General features: G+C 41.3%; 15 protein-coding genes. 14 read left to right on the top strand and 1 reads right to left on the bottom strand.

Annotated elements, in window-relative coordinates:
• Window positions 1–7 precede the first annotated feature (7 nt).
• From K7X70_RS09560 to K7X70_RS09550, 3 genes are all read left to right on the top strand, one after another.
• Window positions 8–1,480: a SusD/RagB family nutrient-binding outer membrane lipoprotein gene (locus K7X70_RS09560; RefSeq protein ID WP_222536840.1), complete on the top strand. Its 1,473-nt coding sequence runs from the start codon at window positions 8–10 to the stop codon at window positions 1,478–1,480.
• A gap of 23 nt (window positions 1,481–1,503) precedes the next feature.
• Window positions 1,504–2,790: a purple acid phosphatase family protein gene (locus tag K7X70_RS09555; RefSeq protein ID WP_222536839.1), complete on the top strand. Its 1,287-nt coding sequence runs from the start codon at window positions 1,504–1,506 to the stop codon at window positions 2,788–2,790.
• 66 nt (window positions 2,791–2,856) lie between these two features.
• The gene (locus tag K7X70_RS09550; protein ID WP_222536838.1) at window positions 2,857–3,693 is read left to right on the top strand and encodes a glycerophosphodiester phosphodiesterase family protein; all 837 of its coding nucleotides are present in this window, start codon (window positions 2,857–2,859) and stop codon (window positions 3,691–3,693) included.
• Between the two features lie 83 nt (window positions 3,694–3,776).
• On the opposite strand, the gene K7X70_RS09545 is transcribed toward K7X70_RS09550, so the two are convergent.
• On the bottom strand, window positions 3,777–4,157 hold the full coding sequence (locus tag K7X70_RS09545; protein WP_222536837.1) for a DoxX family membrane protein: 381 nt from the start codon (window positions 4,155–4,157) through the stop codon (window positions 3,777–3,779).
• A gap of 305 nt (window positions 4,158–4,462) precedes the next feature.
• Here K7X70_RS09545 and K7X70_RS09540 point away from each other — a divergent pair, with 305 nt between their 5' ends.
• From K7X70_RS09540 to K7X70_RS09490, 11 genes are all read left to right on the top strand, one after another.
• On the top strand, window positions 4,463–6,196 hold the full coding sequence (locus tag K7X70_RS09540; RefSeq protein ID WP_222536836.1) for a DUF4091 domain-containing protein: 1,734 nt from the start codon (window positions 4,463–4,465) through the stop codon (window positions 6,194–6,196).
• Window positions 6,197–6,606: 410 nt separating this feature from the next.
• Window positions 6,607–7,446, top strand: a complete 840-nt coding sequence (locus K7X70_RS09535) for a DUF6266 family protein (protein WP_222536835.1) — start codon at window positions 6,607–6,609, stop codon at window positions 7,444–7,446.
• A gap of 238 nt (window positions 7,447–7,684) precedes the next feature.
• Entirely contained in the window at window positions 7,685–8,098 is a 414-nt protein-coding gene (locus tag K7X70_RS09530; RefSeq protein ID WP_222536834.1) for a hypothetical protein, read from the top strand.
• Window positions 8,099–8,169: 71 nt separating this feature from the next.
• Window positions 8,170–8,658, top strand: a complete 489-nt coding sequence (locus K7X70_RS09525; protein WP_222536833.1) for a DUF3347 domain-containing protein — start codon at window positions 8,170–8,172, stop codon at window positions 8,656–8,658.
• A 110-nt stretch (window positions 8,659–8,768) separates the two neighbouring features.
• A complete protein-coding gene (locus K7X70_RS09520; RefSeq protein WP_255607045.1) occupies window positions 8,769–11,072 on the top strand; it encodes a multicopper oxidase family protein in 2,304 nt (767 codons plus the stop codon).
• A 153-nt stretch (window positions 11,073–11,225) separates the two neighbouring features.
• Entirely contained in the window at window positions 11,226–13,043 is a 1,818-nt protein-coding gene (locus tag K7X70_RS09515; RefSeq protein WP_222536832.1) for a right-handed parallel beta-helix repeat-containing protein, read from the top strand.
• A gap of 290 nt (window positions 13,044–13,333) precedes the next feature.
• Window positions 13,334–13,927, top strand: coding sequence for an RNA polymerase sigma factor (locus K7X70_RS09510; RefSeq protein ID WP_222536831.1), 594 nt, complete (start codon window positions 13,334–13,336; stop codon window positions 13,925–13,927).
• 121 nt (window positions 13,928–14,048) lie between these two features.
• Complete coding sequence (locus K7X70_RS09505; protein WP_222536830.1) at window positions 14,049–15,224, top strand: FecR family protein; 1,176 nt, start codon at window positions 14,049–14,051, stop codon at window positions 15,222–15,224.
• Between the two features lie 191 nt (window positions 15,225–15,415).
• Window positions 15,416–18,868: a SusC/RagA family TonB-linked outer membrane protein gene (locus K7X70_RS09500; RefSeq protein WP_222536829.1), complete on the top strand. Its 3,453-nt coding sequence runs from the start codon at window positions 15,416–15,418 to the stop codon at window positions 18,866–18,868.
• A gap of 11 nt (window positions 18,869–18,879) precedes the next feature.
• Window positions 18,880–20,325, top strand: coding sequence for a RagB/SusD family nutrient uptake outer membrane protein (locus tag K7X70_RS09495; RefSeq protein ID WP_222536828.1), 1,446 nt, complete (start codon window positions 18,880–18,882; stop codon window positions 20,323–20,325).
• A gap of 18 nt (window positions 20,326–20,343) precedes the next feature.
• Window positions 20,344–21,102, top strand: a complete 759-nt coding sequence (locus K7X70_RS09490; protein WP_222536827.1) for a DUF4397 domain-containing protein — start codon at window positions 20,344–20,346, stop codon at window positions 21,100–21,102.
• The last annotated feature ends 8 nt before the right edge of the window (window positions 21,103–21,110 follow it).

The following is a 21,110-nucleotide window of genomic DNA, read 5'->3' as shown; positions in this document are numbered from 1 at the left end:
ATCAGAAATGAAATTCAAATATAAAACCATTCTGGTGCTGGGTGTGACGCTATTGGCTGCCTGCACTAAAGATTTCCAAGAAATCAATACCAACCCGAATTCCCCGGAAACCACCAACACAGAGTTTCTGATGTCGGAAGTGGTGCTTTCTACCGCTTATGCCTATCAGGAAAATGCTGTGGGCAGAAGACCTGCATCGGCAGCACGTTACCTGACCCTGGTTCGCAATACCGGCTATGATCTTTTCGATTGGGGGCCAGTGGATTGGGATGACATTTATGCCCGTTTATCTGTCAACAAAACTTTCATGGAAACGGCACAGAAACGTTCTGAGAATCAATATGTGGCGATCAGCAAAATTATCAAAGCCTTTAACTTCGGTTATTTAACGGATTTATATGGTGATGTTCCTTATTCGCAGGCCTTGAAATCTAAAGAGAGTAATTTGATTTATCCGGAGTACGACCAGCAGCAGGTGATCTATCCTGATTTATTGAAGGAACTGCGTGAAGCCAATGATCTTTTAAAAGGCGGAGCACCGGATATCAATGTCAAAGCTGATGTGATGTTCAAAGGTAAGGCTTTGCAATGGAGGAAATTTGCCAACAGCCTGCGCTTAAGAATGCTGCTGCGCATCTCGAAAAATTATGGCCCGGCCTTTACCGAGATGCAGGAAATCATCAATGATAAAACGAACTTTCCAATTTTTGAAAGCAGTGCTGATAATGCGGAAATCCCTTATTTAGGAAATCTGGCTGGCTATAGCTGGCCTGGAGGACCCCTGGCAATGATTGATTTTGATTACCAAAAAACAAAAGTAAGCAAGGAACTGGTGGATCGTTTACTGCAAAGAAATGATCCTAGGTTGGCGGTATGGGTTGAACCCGTTAAAAGCACGGTAGGATCAACAGTCGATCTAAACAGATATGTTGGTGTACCGAATGCAATTGATGCCCCTGCGGCGTACAATGGCGGTGAGGATCATGTCTCGGTGTTTTCGTCCAGCTTTTTCAGAAAGAATGGTGCCTCTTCAAACCCTTTACTGAAAGCAAGTCTGGTGACCTATACTGAGCTCTGCTTTATCCTGGCAGAAGCCATGCAGAAAGGCAAGTTAACTGTGCCTGGCGAAAGCGCCGAATCCCTGTATTATAAAGGGATTAAAGAATCAATGAGCAGTTACTCGGTTACTCCACCTGCCAGTTATTTTGACCAGGCGATCGTGAAATATGATGGTACACAAGAGCAGCTGATGACCCAAAAATGGATGGCGATGTTGTTCAAAGGTGCCGAAGGCTGGTTTGATCAGCGTCGTACAGGATATCCTGCTTTCGTCACAGGGCCGCTTGCTGCTGGCCGAGGAATCCCAAAACGTTACGTTTTCCCGGATTCTGAAAGCGCTAAAAATAAACTGAACTACCAAAAAGCAGTGTCCGCCTTTGGCGCCGATAAGGAAACTACATTGATGTGGTCCTTGAAATAAATTATAAACAGCACAAATTCAAGATGAATAAATTTAAACGTTCAATTGCGCTCATGGCCATGCTGGTAACAGCTGGCCTCAGCGAAACCAATGCCCAGGACTTTAATCCTAAACCTTTTCCGGATCGCGTGATTTTAACCTGGACCGGAAATCCTGAAGTGAGTCAGACGGTCACCTGGCGTACAGATACCACAATTACTGCGGCTAAAGCACAAATTAAAGCGGAAGATGCCAGCCCTGCGCTGGAAGAATCGATGACCAATTATGATGCAGGATCCCGTGTTTTATCCGGCGGAAACAACTATGCCACCGCAAAATACCATCAGGTTACTTTTAAGAACCTGAAACCAGGAACGGTATATGCCTACCGTGTAGGCGCAGGGGAGCATTGGAGCGAGTGGTTTCAATTTACCACCGCTTCAAATACCAATAAGCCTTTCTCTTTTATTTATCTGGGCGATGCGCAGAATGACATCCGTTCCAAATGGTCACGCGTGATTAGAAAGGCATTTTCGCAGCAGCCGGATGCCCGTTTCATTATCCATACCGGCGACCTGATCAACCGTTCCAATAATGATAAAGAATGGGGAGAGTGGCATTACGGAGGCGGTTTCATCAATGGGATGATTCCTAGCTTACCTTCTCCAGGAAACCATGAATATGTGAGAAATGAGCAGAAAAAGCTGGTCCTTGATCCGCACTGGGGCGTACAATATACGTTGCCGGGTAATGGCCCAAAAGGGTTGGAAGAATCGGTTTATTATGTCGATTATCAGAATGTCCGCATCATTTCTTTAGACTCTCAGATGATTATCCTGGATGAGGCCGCGGCTAAAACTCAATATGAATGGCTGGAAAAGGTATTAAAAGAAAACCAGCAATTGTGGACGGTAATTACTTTTCATCATCCTATCTTTTCTACGGCTAAAAGCAGGGACAATAAAGATTTCAGGGAACGCTTTAAGCCATTATTTGATCAATACCACATCGACCTGGTATTGCAGGGACATGACCATACGTATAGCCGCGGACAAAATTTGCCGCGTGGATTATCGGGCAGGGAGGCCAGCGGACCAGTTTACCTGGTTTCTGTAGCCGGTCCTAAAATGTATAAAGTGGATGGTGCCAAATGGATGAATGTCTCTTTGGAAAATACACAGCTTTTTCAAACCATCCATATTGATGGCCAGAATTTAAAATTTGAAGCCTATAAAACTTCTGGAGAATTGTTCGACGCTTTTTCCCTGAAAAAAACAAGCAGAGACCATGCCGCTGAATTTACAGACCTGAATCCGGCTGCAAAGCAATAACAGCTGTAAAACAATAAAAGAACTCAGGGCACAAGAAATAAAATAATAACCATATAGATGACGATCATGAATAGGAAAACGGTTTTTTTTACACTGATCTTGATGAGCTTCATTTCTATTTCATTTGGACAGCGGACATTAGCGCCGCTGCCCAAATCTAAAAATGGATTTATCGTGATTGCCCATCGGGGAAGCCATTTGGTAAAACCCGAAAATAGCATCGCCGCAATTGAGGAAGCCATTGAACTTGGCGCTGATTATGTGGAAATTGACCTTCGTACCACCCGCGATGGTCATTTGGTTTTACTCCACAATGAAAGCCTAGATGGAACGACCAATGGGAAAGGCCGAGTTCAGGATTTAAACCTGGATGAAGTTCAAAAACTAAGTTTGAATGCAAAAGATGGTAAACTGTATGCTGTGCCAAGCTTCATGGAGGCCTTAAAGACCTGCAGGAACCGGATTAACATTTACCTGGATTTTAAAGCAGCCGATGTTTTGAAGACCTACCAGGAAATTCGGGCTGCTGGTATGGAAAATCAAGTATTGGTTTATATCAACAAAATGGAAGATTATAAATCCTGGCGCGAATTGGCACCGCAGATGCCATTGATGTCTGGCTTGCCAAAAAACATCAAAACAAAAGATGAGCTGATCTCCTTTTTGAAAGAAATGCCTTTGGAAGCGACCGATAATATTCCGAACGCAGCACTTGTAGCTGCGATGAGGGAAAACGGATTGTCGGTGTTTTTGGATGTACAAATGGCAAACGAGAATCCCATAAAATGGAAAATAGCCATGGAAAAAGGGGTTCAGGGGGTACAAACGGATCACCCAGCCGCACTGATTCAATACTTAAAAACAAATCAGCTGCGGAATGGACTAAAAGTTTCGGAGCGCTAACTCCGCAATTTCTTCATTTTTACAGCGATAATAACTTTTGAAATGACACCTTCCTCTGATCAGAAGAAGGTGTTGTCATGTCCTTATTTCCTGATTAAGGGCAGGTACTTTTCTTTGTCCTCAATAATTACCCAAAGAATAACTGCGGTCAATACGAGTACAATAGGTAGGCCTGATGGAGCCATAATGATGTTGGTTAACAGGATGCCTGCTAAAACTGGTAGAATAACGATCACGCCAAGGGCCCTGGTTCTTGGGAAAATCAATAGCAAACCACCTGTAATTTCAGCACAAGCCACCAATGGCATGAGCCAGCCAATTTCCATAAATGCTTTTCCTGCTTTTACCATTTTCTCCGGCATATCCTTTGGTATAGGCATGTAATGAAAGAATTTATCTAATCCTGCATTGATAAACATTAGGCCGGTCAATAGGCATAAAACAAAGAGAATTTTACTTTTCATAATTATTATTATTTAATAAGAGATAAATTGATAGATAAATATACAGGCAACAACTCGGTTTTTCAATTAGTTTGATAGATTTTTTCTTAAAGAAGTCGCGCTTAAGTTGCTCTAAATTAGAAGGATAGTTAAGGAAATGGAGTCGTGTGCTTTATAGCTCATAGGATTTGATGTTTCAATTTACCTTTATTATTTTTCGTAGGTGATGAAATCTATCCATATTGTTACATTTAAACAAACGCTTGCGTAACAGTCCTGATACAATAGCCGTTTTTCCTTCTTCCCTAATTGGCTAACTTAGAGCTATGAAACAGCTATTTTTTATTTGTCTATCCTTCTTATGTTTGAACATTAAGGCTCAGGATGCCAGCTTAGCGCTGCAAAAGAAGCCCTTGATAAATCCTCAGGTGCTCAAAGCGGAATGGGCTAAAGTACCCAATGGGTTAAATGTAAGTTTTGCGTCTTCTAATGTGCGTTTTGCAAGAGAATTGCCAGCAAAAGTAACGCTGGAAAAAGCCTGGGGAGCAAAAGCCTGGAAAGGCGAAAAAATACACACACAAATACTGGTTTGGGCTAACAAAGATTTGAATAATATCAGCGTACAATTTAACGACTTGAAAGATGCACAAGGCCATTCGATTAAAAAAGAAAACATGACAGCTGGCTTTCTGGACTTTGTCATCACTGATGAATTCAGAGATGGCTGTGGCCACCGAAAACCACAGGATTTCGATTCTTCTTACGTAGCTGATGCCATCGATACAAAAACTAAATCAGTGTTACTGAAGAAGAATACGACCCAGCCAATTTGGTTGAGTATCAAAGTACCAGCCAACACTATTCCTGGAAATTATAAAGGCACGATTAAGGTAAAAGGGGATAAAGAGTATGCTTTAGCTGTAACGGTTCAGGTATTGGACAAGACATTGCCAGCGCCTAATAAATGGCAATATGATTTAGATCTATGGCAGCATCCAGCGGCTATAGCCCGCGTGCATCAGGCAAAACTCTGGAGTCCTGAACATTTTTCATTGATGAAAGATTATTATACGATGCTGGCCGATGCAGGCCAAAAAACGATTACTGCAAGTATTGTAAATGAACCTTGGGGGCATCAAACTTATGACGACTATCCGAGTTTAGTAAAATGGACCAAGAAAAAGGATGGTAACTGGAGTTATGATTACAGCTTATTTGATAAATATATCTCTTTTGTGATGGATTGCGGCATTACGGAACGCATCAACTGCTACAGTATGGTACCATGGAAAATCGCTTTTACTTATTATGATGAAGCGACACAAAAAGAAGTGGTGTTTACAGATGCAATTGGTACACCTGCTTATAATGCTTTTTGGAAGACGATGCTGCTGGACTTTACGCAACACCTGAAACAAAAAGGATGGTTCAGCAAAGCTTATATTGCCATGGACGAAAGACCAATGGAGGCCATGAAATCGGTCATCAAATTATTAAAAGAGACGGATAAAAACTGGAAAATCGCCTTGGCTGGAGATTTTCATCCGGAAATAGAGCAAGATATTGATGTGTATTGCATTGCTTCAAGATGGGAGTTTCCGGCAGCTACTTTGGCCAAACGTAAGGAAAAAGGTCAGCTGAGCACCTGGTATACTTGCTGCACGGAGCCTTATCCAAATGGTTTTACTTTCTCTTCACCAGCAGAAGGCGTTTGGATCGGCTGGTATACCGCAAGTAAAAATATGGAAGGATACTTGCGTTGGGCTTATAACAGCTGGACTAAAAATCCGCTGAAAGATAGCCGTTTTATCACCTGGCCAGCTGGCGATACCTATATGGTTTATCCAGGCCCGCTGAGTTCTATCAGGTTTGAAAAACTGGTGGAAGGAGGCCAGGATTTTGAAAAAATCAAGTATTTAAGAGCGGCTTATGCTAAAAATAAGCAAACTAAACAGCTAAACGACCTGAATAAGGCCCTGGAGGTTTTTGACATCAAATCATTGTCGAAGACCACAGCTGATGACATGCTGAAAAAAGTAAAACCACTGCTGAATCAATAATTCAGCTTGCAGCAAATAGCTGTCAATTAATAAATTGTGATTTCCTTCATCCTGAGCTGTTTAAAAAAGAAAGGTGAAGGAAATCACAGTTGCAACGGATCTTGCGAAATTTATAATCGATGTGCAGGCTACTTTAAAGGGAGATAGCCAACTATGGAATAGGTATCAAAAAATACCAATTTTACAGCTTTAGTAGTCATCATACTTTTTCAGCCTTTTCATCGGCGTATCGTGTAGGTTGCTAGGGCTTTTACTGGCTTAGTAGCTTCGGAACGGGGATTCGTCAGCTCCTCAATATACATCTATTGAATACTAATATAGTTAGTATTTATAATGATTATCGTAGTTTTTTAGTGTTGTTTATTAGTATATTGCTGAAATATTAATTTAACTCAATAAACCACTTAATCATGGCAAAATGTACTGTAGGGCCTTATGGCCACCCATCCGGGAAAATAGGAAACGTAGTTTTTTATATGTTAAATGGACAATTGATCTCTCGAGGGATCGGAAAACCAGGGAAACCAAGCTTGAAACAACTGGCCAATCGTCAGGCAATGTCTATGACCATGGAATTACTGAGACCGATGACTGATTTTATCAATGTCAGCTTTAGTCTGGAATCAGCAGGGACGATTCGCAATCCCCATAATCTGGCCACTTCTTATAACAAAAAACAAGCTTTAATTGGTGAATACCCTAATTTAAAGGTAAACTATGAAAAGGTGGTACTCAGTAAAGGAAGTCTGGAATCGATTAAAGATCTGGACATCAGCAAAGGGGAGAAAGGACTCAATTTAACCTGGAATTCTGACTATACTGAACACGCGGACACGGATGACATCCTGATGGTACTCCTCAGCCATCCGAGTAAAAATAAGGCAAGCACCTTCCTGAATGCGGCCAAAAGAGTGGATGGGAGTTGTTTTATCCCGCTCAGTAAGGAATGGATGATGACCGAGCAGATGGAAATCTATGTCTGCCTTAGGTCAGCCAATGGCAAATTAATTTCCGATAGTCTTTATGGAGGAAATCTAAACGGTGCTCCTGAAAGTGCCGCTCAAAAAGCGGAAACAGCGCATTACTACCTGACTAAAATGCGTTTCGATCAGGTTGCTGCAGATTATCACAAGAAAAGAATGGATGATGCGGAGGGCGTTCACAAAACAAAGGCATTCCGGCATTTGGAAAGGGAATACCATGTTTTAAAGGATAAATTGACCCGTCTGCCAGGAAAGCCTGTGTCTTAAAATTAGACCTCAGCTATCTTTTCTTCATTTATTTTTCCTTGTTCCCGCCAATCGGTTTATGCTGATGAATGGCGTCGGAATGATGGGTGCCGATTTCCGCTTCCAGGATATCGGGCTGCGGAGCTGTGGCCTGGCAAAATACCTATGTTGTATCATCCTGGATGGCTTGGCTAAATATAAAAAAATTACGGAATTGTGTAAAAGTGTTTTAGCACCTTTATACTAGATTTGTATTGAAATGAAAAGCAAAGCTATCTTTCTATTGGTGATCTTCCTGCTCAATACGCTTGTGGGTTTTGGCTGTGCACTAGGAATGAATGCGAACCATCATGAAGCCCAGGGTACACAAGATCGTGCACAAAGCCATAAACACCGTCATGTGCATAAAACCAATACTGCATCAGGTCTGAGCTTTTCAAATGAAGACCTTTGCTGTAAGATTTTAGTAGATGATTTGCTGATTCAAAGTAAATTAATTCCTGAAATCAGCAAGCTGCCGGTGCTGACGCCTATGATGTTAGTTTCAGCTAACGCCTATGACCTATTCGTTGCTGTAAGTGCTGTTGAACTCAATCAAAGTGCTGAGGTAAACCATAGAGAAAGACCGCCTAATTCAGACATCCGTATAATTATTCAAAGTTTTCAGATATAAGATTTAATGAGTACGTAAGTATAGCTATTGCTATGACCTGAAATAAGTATAAACATTAAAAAAATTACATCATGAAAAAGATATTTTTAGCGGTTGTTTTAATTGCAACTGCATGGATCAATCCAAGTTTTGCTCAAAGCAGCCAAACACCATCCTTACTAACGGCTTACTATGACATCAAAAATGCGTTAGTAAACGCTGATGCTGCAACAGCAGCCTTAAAAGCGACCGAATTCTCTAAAGCATTGACAGGCATAGATACTAAATCAATGACTCCATCGGAAAGGACGGTTTTTATGGGCCTTCAGGAAAAACTGGCATTAGATGCAGAACACATTTCAGATACTAAAGACATTGCCCATCAACGTGATCATTTCGCTGATTTTTCTATCCATATTTTTAAACTGGCCAAAGCTGTGAAGCTGAGCAACGGGATCATTTATTACGACTATTGCCCGATGAAAAAGAGCTATTGGCTGTCTGATAAAGCCGAGATAAAAAACCCTTACTATGGAAAGCAGATGTTAACCTGTGGAGCAGTAAAGGAAACTTTAAAATAATACTGCAATTTGGTGAGGAGTTCTTCTTTTCATCAATAATTCCTGTAACCTGCCTGTAAGTAATAAACGGGCAGGTTACCTTGCTAAACTAAGCCTTAATTATCAAGGAAATGAAAAATATATTCAGCATCATTTTATTGATCTTCTATACTGCTGCCGCTGCTGCTCAGGAGAGGAAGGAAATGAAAATGCCAGCACATCATAAGATGGACATGCCCATGAAGGATCCTTCCAAAAATAAGGAGGAGATGCGGATGGAGGACCATAACCCGACTATAGAAAACATCAAAATAGCAAAAGCTAATTTAGGGCCGATTAAAACTATGGTAAATCAGCAGCTCGCCCGGACCGTACGATATGATCTTTATGTTGCAGATACTACGGTAACTTATGGCAAGAAAACAAAGCGTGCCATCGCTGTAAACGGACAAATTCCAATGCCAACACTGACTTTCACCGAAGGGGATACCGCTTTGATTTATGTCCATAACAGGTTAAATGAAGAGACTTCGCTGCACTGGCATGGGCTATTTTTACCAAACCAAATGGATGGTGTGCCCTTCCTGACGCAAATGCCCATTAAACCGCATTCCACGTATGTGTATAAATTCCCTATCATTCAGCATGGCACACATTGGTACCATAGCCATAGCGGATTCCAGGAACAAATTGGGATGTATGGGGCCTTCATTATAAACAAAAGAAAAGAGTGGGACATCCCAACTATTCCAGTCGTTTTGAGTGAGTGGACAAACATGAAACCTGAGGAAGTTCATCGTAGTTTGAAAAATGCCAACGATTGGTTTGCCATACAAAAAGGCACCACTCAAAGTTATGCGGAAGCCATCAGATCCGGTCATTTCAAAACCAAGCTCAGCAACGAATGGAAGCGTATGACTGCAATGGATGTGAGTGACGTGTATTACGATACCTTTCTGGTCAACGGTAAAAACCAGGATCTTCATCCTCAGTTTAAAGCAGGGGACAAAGTTCGTTTACGTATAGCCAATGGCGGGGCATCTGATTATTTCTGGCTGACCTATTCCGGTGGAAAAATAACCGTAGTCGCTGCCGATGGAAACGATGTGGAGCCGGTAGAAGTGGATCGGTTCATCATCGCCGCATCTGAAACTTACGATGTCGTCATTACCATCCCGGAAAATAAAAATTATGAATTTCTGGTCACACCGGAAGACCGCAGCAAATCAGCCTCTATGTGGTTTGGTCAGGGAGAAAAAATACCTGCTGCAAAATTACCGAAACTGAAATACTTTGCCGGAATGAAGATGATGAACGATATGATGGATATGCGGGGAAATATGATAGAGATGGAGGGGATGAAAATGCAGAATCAGGAAATGGATATGAATGCGGTGATGTATCCGGAGGCTGATGATCCTGGGGATATCGTGACTTTAAACTACGGCATGCTTCGCGATCCTAATAAGACTACTTTACCTTTAGGTCCATGGAAGGAATTAAAGTTTGACCTTACTGGAAACATGAACCGCTATGTTTGGAGTTTAGACCATAAAACGGTGTCAGAAACCGATAAAATACTAATTAAAAAGGGAGAAAATGTAAGGATTATTCTTTTCAATAACAGTATGATGCGTCACCCGATGCACCTGCATGGTCATGATTTCAGGGTGTTGAATGGACAAGGAGAAAATGCACCTATGAAAAATGTCCTGGATATTATGCCGATGGAAAGGGATACCATAGAATTTGCGGCAACAGCAGCTGGCGGGGACTGGTTTTTTCATTGCCATATTTTGTACCACATGATGAGTGGTATGGGGAGGGTGTTTAGTTATGAAAACTCGCCTCCAAATCCGGAATTACCTCAGCCGGAACATGCCTATAAAATGCTTAAAGCAGACGACCGCATGCTTCATCCTATGGCTAGAATTGGAATTGAAAGTAATGGTTCTGATGGGGAGATCATGCTGTCCAATACGCGTTATCGTTTTACTACGGAATGGCGTGTGGGATTTGATAGGAAAATGGGATATGAATCAGAAAGTCATTTTGGACGATACATTGGTAGAAACCAATGGTTATTTCCTTATGTGGGTTGGGATTTTCGCAAAAGAACGGTGGATCAGATGGACAAGAATATTTTCGGACAAGGCAATACCAAAAACCTCAGACATGTATTTCATGTAGGGCTTCAGTATACTTTGCCGATGCTGGTAGTTGCCGACGCTGCTGTAGACCATAAAGGAAATGTTAGGCTGCAGTTGATGAGAGAAGACATTCCGATTTCAAAACGACTGCGTTTTCAATTTATGGTCAATACAGATAAGGAGTACATGGCAGGATTTAGATATATTGTGACTAAATACCTGGGCTTATCTACTCATTATGACAGTGATATGGGCTATGGTGCCGGACTTACTTTTAACTATTAAACTGCGGGTTATTACGGGTTCCTATTGTTAAGTGGTCAATGATGAGTTCATTGTTGGCAGTTGCGCTGTATTTGTTCCAAAAGTCAACTTTTTACGGCTAAAATCGTAGTTTTAGAGTTCTAATATTTTATAAACACAATTTAACCGAACCACTTGAAGAAAACTATTTTACTGGTCTTATTAACGTTTAATTTAATACGCCCATTAACCGCACAAACTACCACAAAAGTCTATCAGTTATCCGCTTATGGCATCAAGCCAAACACTGGACAAAACATTACCCCTCTATTGGGGAAATTACTGAAAGAAATTAAAGCTAAAACGACTGATCAGGATGCCATTGTGATTCAGTTTCAAAAAGGAAAGTATCAGTTTTATCCTGAAGGAGCCGTAAAAAGAGAGTTATATATCTCTAATCATGATCAGGTTAACCCAAAAACTATAGGTATTGAACTAGATAAATTTAAAAACATTACGCTGGATGGCCGTGGAGCTGATTTGATGTTTTATGGGCGCATGCTTCCTCTGGCATTGATTGAAAGCAGTAATGTGAAGATCAAAAACCTGAGCATTGATTTTGAAAAACCACAAATTACTCAGGTAAAGATTATAGCCAATGATGCCGCAGAAGGAAGTATCACTTTTGAAACCGCCCCTTGGGTAAAATATAAAATAAAAGACAGTACTTTCTACAATTTGGGCGAAGACTGGGAGCTGCAGCCGAACTCGGGGATTGCTTTCGAAAACGGTACTAAACATATTATTTTTGATAGCGGCGACATTAGAGTTGGGACTAAAGGTGTAGCTGAGCTTTCTCCTGGAAAGATCAAAGCATTCCATTGGAAGAACAAAAAACTGATTCCCGGCACCGTCATCGCAATGAGAGGCTGGGGCCGTCCTAATCCAGGTATTTTTGTACATAAAGGCAAAGACATCAGTTTGGAAAATGTGAAAGTTCATTATGCAGAAGGAATGGGCCTTTTAGCACAGCTGACGGAAAACATTTACATGGATGGTTTCGGTGTATGCTTAAGAGGGAAAAACGATCCTAGATATTTTACTACGCAAGCTGATGCCACTCACTTTTCTGGATGTAAAGGGACAATTGTATCGAAAAACGGTTTATATGAAGGGATGATGGATGATGCGATCAATATCCATGGCACCTATCTGAAAATGATGAAAAGATTGGATGATCATACACTGATCGGCAGGTATATGGAAGGACAATCTTTTGGTTTCGACTGGGGCAATGTACAGGATACGGTTCAGTTCATTCAATCTAAAACCATGGATCTATGGGATGCAAAGAATACTATTGCTTCAATTACTCCGATAAGAACTCATCCGCAGGATCCGATTAAAGAATTTAAGATTGAGTTTACCAATGCGCTGGACAAGGGGATTGATCCTTCGAAAACAGATGTAGGCATTGAAAATTTATCATGGACACCTTCAGTAGTTTTCAAGGGCAATACCATCCGTAACAATAGGGCGAGAGGGGCGTTATTCAGTACCCCAAAACCAACACTGGTAACAGACAATTTATTTGACCATACTTCGGGTAGTGCGATCGTACTTTGCGGCGATAGCAATGGCTGGTATGAAACCGGATCTTGTAGAGATATCACCATTCGTAACAATACCTTTATCAATGCTTTGACCAGTATGTATCAATTTACCAATGCGGTCATTTCGATTTATCCGGAGATCCCTGATCTTAAAAATCAAAAGAAATATTTTCATTCTGGTATCAAGATAGAAAACAACAAGTTTGATACTTTTGACCAGCCCGTTTTGTACGCGAAATCGGTAGATGGCATCACTTTTAAAAATAATAACATTACCACAAATAAGGCGTATCCTGCGTTCCATTCCAATAAAAAGCGAGTGCTTTTTGAAAGGGTAATCGGAGCGGAGTTAGGGAATAATAAGGTAGATGGGAAAGTGACTGATTTGCTGGCTAAATAAGAGCTGCAATTCTATACTGACCAACCACTGAAGACCGCTGATCGCAAATTGTGGTCAGCTGGCTTCAGTGGTTTTCTGCGCCTGGCTCATTTCGACTCTTTATTGGAGGGGATTTCGAAACTTAGGCATCCAGCTCAAATCAAATTCAGTTGTGATCGTAAAAAATATTTATGTACGTTTGTTAAGAGGGGATGATGATAAGGCTAGCTAATTGCTAAGCGCCTTCCCCTAATTCTCAAATCTTGTTTTATTCTTTTTAAAATGCTGGGGGGCATGGAATACCGGTTATAATGAAAATGTATTCTGAATTTACGGATTCTGAATTGGTCCGTCTTTTAAAAGACAGGAACCACGAGGCCTTTGCAGAAATCTACAATAGATATGCAGTGCTGATGTTTTACAAGGTAAATCAGATGTTAAGGGACGAGGAGCCATCCAAAGACCTGGTACAGGATTTATTTGTGGGCCTATGGGATAAACCGGAACTGGTTCAGGAAGACAATAACATTGCCGGATACCTTTACATCGGGGCCAGAAATCGAGTCTTAAAATTCATACAGCGCAACAAGCTTAAAAACGACCACATTGCTTCTCTAGCAAAATATGCTTCAGAAGTGAGCATGGAAACGATAGAGGACATTGATGAGCGTGAACTAAAAATCATTGTACAGCGCGAGATTGATAATCTGCCTCCTAAAATGAGGATCATCTTTGAAATGAGCCGTAAGGACAACCTTTCCCATGCAGAAATTGCAGATAAACTAGGTCTTTCTAATCAAACTGTAAAAAAGCAAGTGAACAATGCCTTGAAGATCCTTCGTTCAAAACTAGCCGTATATGCCCCAATCGGACTAATTATCATTGAACTTTCCAAAAGAAACTAAAATATTTGGCGCTGAAAATCAGTCTATTATAATTATTTTCTATTTTTTGTCATTTCCATCTACCCCCTGAGGGCTTTTCATGGCTATTACTATAAATCAGTGCTAAAACTGATACACGTAGATGAATAACGAACAGGTAATAGAATTGATCAGGAAGTATAATGAAGGCATTGCCTCCAAGGAAGAAATACGCCTGGTCGAAAACTGGTTTGTTCAGCAATCTGAGCTCCAGCAGCAGCAACCTGAAAACCTGGACTATCTGAAAGTAAAACAACAGATGTGGCTAAATATTGACCAACAAATTGAACGCCCTATAATTGAACGCACTGTCGGTTTCCCCCCTTCAAGAAAATCAATCTGGCGTTATAGTATAGCTGCTGCCGCTGCTGTAGTACTGATTTCGACAACGGCAATATGGTTCTATGGCAATGATAAACATGCTGCTGGGCCTCAGATTGTTAAAAATGACATTCATCCTGGTAAAAATAAAGCGGTGCTGACTCTTTCTGACGGACGGAAAATCAGCCTGACTGATGCGCTGAATGGACAGCTGGCACAGCAGGAGGGCGTAACCATCAGTAAAACTGCAAACGGACAATTGATCTATCAGATTGCTCCAAATGCTTCCGGTAAAAGCAGTTCGGAATACAATACCATTGAAGCACCGCGTGGCGGCCAGTGGCAGGTGATTCTGCCAGATGGCTCGAAAGTATTTTTAAATGCTTCTTCCAGTTTAAAGTACCCTGTAAGTTTTGCCGCTAAAGAAAGAAAAGTAGAATTAAAAGGAGAGGCCTATTTCGAAGTCTTCCACAATAAAAAATCTCCATTCCGTGTCCTTGCAAAAGGGCAGATGGTGGAAGTATTGGGGACTCATTTTAACATCATGTCTTATGACGATGAGAAAACCGTAAAAACCACTTTGCTATCTGGAAGTGTGAAAGTTTCGGCCAATGCAGGCAGTTCGGCTAAAGGGATCGAATCTCTGATTCTCAAACCTGGCGAGCAAGCACAGGTTGCTCCGGGAAATATGAAAGTGATCAATGATGTAGACCTCGAAGATGTACTGGCCTGGAAAAATGGTTATTTCAAATTCAATGAAAACCTACAGTCTATCATGACTAAAGTTTCCAGATGGTATGATGTGGAAGTGGTTTATGAAACCCAGCCAGATCCTGACTTTAAATTCAAAGGCGAGATTTCCAGGGATAAAAATGTCTCTGAGTTATTGAATATGCTTGATTATACAGGGAATGTCCACTTTAAAATTGAAGGAAGGAGGATTATCGTTAAGAAATAGATACTATTTAAAACGTAATCCAAAAAAAGAGGCCAGAAGTGCTGGAAACACTCCTGACCGATGCTGGAATACGTTCATAAAAATTTGAGATCCTATCAACTAAACCAGACAAACAAACTTAGCAAATATTGTGAGTTAATACAATGTTACGGTTTCATCGGCCGCTAAGAATTTGTCCTAAACCAGATGAAATGTATAAAACCTATACGAACAAACCCGTACTGAAAAAGTATGCGAATAAGATTTTATTAATGATACGATTCACCACCGTTATTTTAATAGCTACAATGATGCAGGTAAGTGCAAGCAGTTTCGCTCAGCGCATTACCCTGAATACTAAAAATACCCAGTTGGAGAAGGTGTTAAAGGATATTCGGTCGCAAAGTGGTTACGATTTCCTTTTTAGTGAAGCATTGATTAAGTCCAGTAAACCCATCTCTGTTTCTGTGAGAAACGCATCGATAGAAGAGGTGCTGGAAAAGTGTTTTAACGACCAGCCGATCACTTATAAGATTGAAAATAAAACCGTTTTACTCAAGGCAAAAGCACCCACAATTCTGGATCGTGTTGCAGCAATTTTTGCAGGTGATATAGAAATACGTGGAAATATCGTCAACAAAAAGACGAATGAACCTTTAAGTGGCGTCACCCTTAAAGTTAAGAATAGAAAAATAAACATCGGTTCTAATGCTAAGGGGGAGTTTTTCTTGCCTAAGCTAGAAGAAAACAGCAGCATTACCTTTAGTTCAGTAGGTTTCGATTCCGTACAGGTAAGGCTGGGAGAATTTGAAAAAATGCCTCCAAATACGAGTTCATTCTCTAAAGATGTGAGTGTGGTGAAAACAGCTGCAGGCTTTTATCTGACCATCATGCTAGAGCCCTCAGTATCCTTTTTGGATGAAGTGATGGTGCAGGCTTATGGTACCACAGATCGTCGTTTAAGCACTGGTAACATCTCCAAAATCACTTCCAAAGAGTTAGAGCAACAGCCGGTAATGAATCCACTACTGGCTTTACAGGGCAGGATTCCTGGCGTGATCGTGACCCCGACGAATGGCTATGCAAGCAGTCCGGTAAAAGTAGAAATCAGAGGCAGGAAATCCATTAATCCTAATTTTGTTTCAGATCCTTTGTACGTGATCGATGGGGTACCTCAAAATAACCTGGAAGTAGGTGGAATGTCCAGTTACGAGACAGGATCTACTGGAATTACCCAAAATATTCATTCCCCTACAGGAGGTCAAAGTCCGATGTTTAACATCAATAGTAAAGATATTGAAAGCATTGAAGTCTTGAAAGATGGTGATGCGACCGCGATTTATGGTTCAAGGGCGGCGAATGGGGTCATCCTGATCACGACCAAAAAAGGCAGACCTGGAGCAACTAAGTTTTCAATAGGCGTAGAGCAGGCTTTTAGTGAAGTGACAAAACACTGGGACGTACTTAGCACGCCAGAATACCTGCAAATCAGAAGAGAGGCGTTTAAAAATGACAACCTTATTCCTGACGTTGCTAATGCACCTGATCTGGTGCTTTGGGACCAGAATAAACATACCGACTGGCAAAAATTACTTTGGGGAAATATTGGCAAACAGTCTAATGTGAACATGAGTTTAACCGGTGGAGATGTACAAACCCAATTTCGCCTTGGAGCTAATTATGGGAAACAAACCGAAATCCTGACCAGTACAGGAGGCAATCAAAGAGCGGGATTAGCCTTTAATCTGGGACATAAAACTGCAGATAGAAAGTTTAAAGTAGATTTGGGAGGGATGTATACCTATACGACAGTGAATACTACTGGTATCCCAAGTATGATTACATTACCACCTAATGCTCCCGATATTTATGGACCTGATGGCCTGTTTAATTTTGGCCCATGGAGAACTACTCCGGATTCAAAGGTGACTTTTCCTTTTGGCGTATTGGATAATCCCTACTTTTCTGATACCCACATGGTCACCAGTAACCTGCGATTGAGTTATGAGATCCTGGACAACCTGAGTTTTTCTACCAATTTTGGATACAATTATAGCAACAATACCAATAAATATCTGAGCTATATTCGGGCACAGGATCCGCTGACTAACCCAACAGGATCTTCGTTTTTTGGTGGCAATACCAATATGAATGTGCTGGTGGAACCACAGCTTGATTATAAGATGAAAATTAGCAATGGACAGCTTTCCTTACTGTTTGGTGGATCTTTGCAGAAAAATATAACCAGGTCAAATTCGATAACCGCTATTGGTTATGAGAGCGATGATTTTATAGAATCAGTTTTTCTGGCACCTGCCACTTTTAATCCTACGGGAGATGTTGGTTATTATAAATATGCTGCTGTATTTGGCAGGATCAATTATAAATGGGAAGAAAAGTATATCCTTAACCTGAACTTCCGCAGAGACGGATCCTCCCGATTTGGTCCAGGTAACCAGTTCGGTAATTTCGGCTCTGTTGGTGCAGCATGGATTTTAACTGAAGAAAAAGGCATTAGAAAAGCGCTTCCTGAATTTATTAGTTTCCTGAAACTGAGAGGAAGTTATGCCTTAACGGGCAGCGATGCCATTGGCGATTATAAGTACCTGGCACAATGGGCTAAAAATAAAGCTTATGCGGATGCATTGCCTGACTATGATGGTTCTAGTTCCCTCACCAGCATTTTGGCCTTAAACCCAAATTACCAATGGCAGGTGAATAAAAAAATGGAAGGGGCTTTGCAAATTGGGTTTTTAGACAACCGGATTAATGTGCAGTTCGATATGTACCGCGAGCGCTGCGACAACCAGCTGACCCAATTCCCTATACCGCTTTATACTGGTTTTCCAAGTGTAATTTCCAACTGGCCTGCAGTAGTAGACAATAGGGGCTGGGACTTAACGCTGAATGCAGATCTGGTTAAAAATGAGAAGTTTAACTGGTCGGTCGCATTGTTCGCTTCCAGAAACAAGAATCTATTGGTTTCTTATCCGGACATTGCGCATTCCCCTTTTGCGAATACGTTGAAAGTGGGCAAATCTATCAATACCAAATATCTTTTCCATTATTTAGGCGTAGATCCGCTGACTGGTATTTACAAAGTTGAAGATTATAATCAGAACGGCAACATCGAGCAGAATTCTGCGGGCCTAGCCGGCGAGGGTGACCAATATGTGGCCTTAGACCTTTCGCCAAAACTTACTGGCGGTTTGACTAGTAATTTCAGTTATAAAAACCTAAGTCTGAGTACCACGTTCAATTATAATAATTTTATAGGAGCTGATCCCAATTTCACCGCAGACGTATATGCTGGAAACCTAGGTAATCTTCCAAGGCAGATCCTGGGAAATTATTGGAAAGCACCGGGTGACCATGCCCTGTATCCAAGAGCAACCACGATGTTCAATGAGGGAACAAGTTTGTTTGCGAATTCTGATGGTAGATATAGAACGGTTTCTTATGTGCGCCTGTCTAACCTGGCCCTTTCTTATACCCTGAATCAAAATTGGGCGAAAAAATTAGGCGCAGAATCACTGAGGATTTATATGAATGCTCAGAATTTATTTGTGATCAGTAATGTCAAAGGTTTTGATCCTGATGTACAGACGTTTGGAGCGCTTCCTCCAGCCAAAATCTATTTGTGTGGCCTTTCCGTAACTTTTTAATTCCTATCGAGATGACAATTAAAAGAAATTTAAACCGATATATTTTAGTCGCTGCAGTAATCCTGATGTGTGCTTCCTGTAAGGACATGATCGCTATTCCTGATCCCATCAATACCGTTACTACGGATAAGGTTTTTGAAAATGACACTCAGGCAAATTCTGCGATGACGGGTTCCTATTCACAATTAATTAATGAGGAAGGAGGACTTAGTTTTGGAAACGGCTTAACCACTTCATTAGGTAGTATGGGTGCTGATGAACTCAGCCTGTCCAGCATTAGCCCCAATCCATATTACACCAATAAAATACCAACAGAAGACTACACCACTCGCTCATTATGGGTTAGTGCTTATAGAAATATTTACAATGCCAATGCCATTATTGAAGGGATAAGTGCTTCTACTTCTGCTAAATTACATACCGAGGTAAGAATCAAGCTGACTGCGGAAGCTAAATTTCTGAGGGCCTACAGCTATTTTTATCTGGTGAATCTTTTTGGAGATGTACCATTGGCACTCTCCGCTGATTTTAATAAGACGGCTAAAATGACCCGTTCACCTAAAGCTGAAGTGTATGCACAGGTAATTAAAGATTTGCAGGATGCCAAAGCAAACCTGGCCGGGGATTTTTCAGGATCAAAACTCGGAGAACGTATCCGTGCCAATAAATGGGCAGCAACAGCAATGCTGGCCAGGGTGTATCTTTTTACAGGAGATTATAGCAATGCCGCTGCAGCAGCAACAGAAGTAATTGATCAAAGTGGGTTATTTCAATTGAGGCCGGATCTAAATGAGGTCTTTTTAAAGAACAATACTGAAGCCATCTGGCAAGTACAGCAGAGCAATCTGATCATTCCCCGTGGAAATGCTACTCCTGAAGGTTATGCTTTCAGAGCTTTCCCCTCAGTCATACCCGGACAATATTATGGTTATCGTGTAGCAGATGAGCTGGTGCAGGTTTTCGAAAATCAGGACCAAAGAAAGTCTTCCTGGCTGATGCCGATTGATATCGCAGGTACAACTACTTATTATGTGAATAAATACAAAATTGGATTAGGGAATTCTGCTGTGAATGCGCCAATAACAGAGTATTACACCATGCTCAGATTGGCCGAACAATACTTAATCAGGGCGGAAGCCATCACCCTTGGGAACCAGCAACTGGATCCGGCAATTAAAGATCTAAATGTCATTCGTGCCCGTGCAGGTCTCACTGAGCTCCCTATGGGACTTTCCAAAGCAACGGTTATGCTTGCTATTGAGAAAGAAAGAAGAACAGAGTTTTTCTTGGAATGGGGACACCGCTGGCTTGACCTGAAAAGAACAGGAAAAGCACACGATGTGCTTTCTGTTATTCCGGTTAAACAGCCCTGGGCAGGAGATCACCAATTGCTGTATCCGATTCCTGTTTCTGAGATCCAGTCAAATAATAACCTGACTCAAAATCCTGGTTACTAATCACCTAAACTGAACCACATGAGAACTTATAAATTTCAACATATCTTATTCATCAGTCTGCTGTGCTTTGCTTTTGTTTCCTGCAAAAAAACGGAACAGGCACCCGTGCTTACACACCTTACACTGTTTAATGCGATGCCTGGAGAGTTAAGGCTATTGCCTAGCTTTAGAGGAACTGAACCTTTAGATCCTTATCGTCTCGCTACGATGTTTCATTATGGGGTCTTTAATTTAGTTGGGAAATACGCCATTACCAATGAGGATCAACCTCTGGCGATTTACAGCTACCCGGATACCCTGTCGCCTGATAAACCGCTATTTGACCTCCATCTTAAATTAAAAAAAGGCAGTATCAATACGCTATATTTTTTAGGAAAAAAGGAAGATCCTGACTATTTGCTGGATACCTATCTTCCACCCATTCATCAAGCAGCCGACAGCACATTTGGCATTCGGTTTATCAACCTCTCTTACGGAAGTAAACCCGTAAATGTATACCTGATTAAAGATGGGGAACGTAAAGAAGTAGAAGGATTGGCTTACAAAGGAATTACTGACTTTAAAAGCTATGCTGCAACTTTAAAAACCGGCAACTACACTTTTGAATTCCGGGATCAGGCCACACAGCAGCTTCTTGGCAGCTATACAACGACAGAACTGGAAAAGCCCTCTGAAAATAAATGGCGATTCAGGAATTTTACCATTGCCCTGATTGGCTTACCTGGGGAAAGTTCCGAGCTGCTGAAACAAAAAACCTTTTTGTTCGACAACTATTAACACACAAA

This window comes from Pedobacter polysacchareus, assembly GCF_019802255.1.
GTDB classification, from domain to species: domain Bacteria; phylum Bacteroidota; class Bacteroidia; order Sphingobacteriales; family Sphingobacteriaceae; genus Pedobacter; species Pedobacter polysacchareus.
The sequence above is the reverse complement of the archived record's forward strand: the minus strand, read 5'-3'. Positions and strand labels throughout refer to the sequence as shown.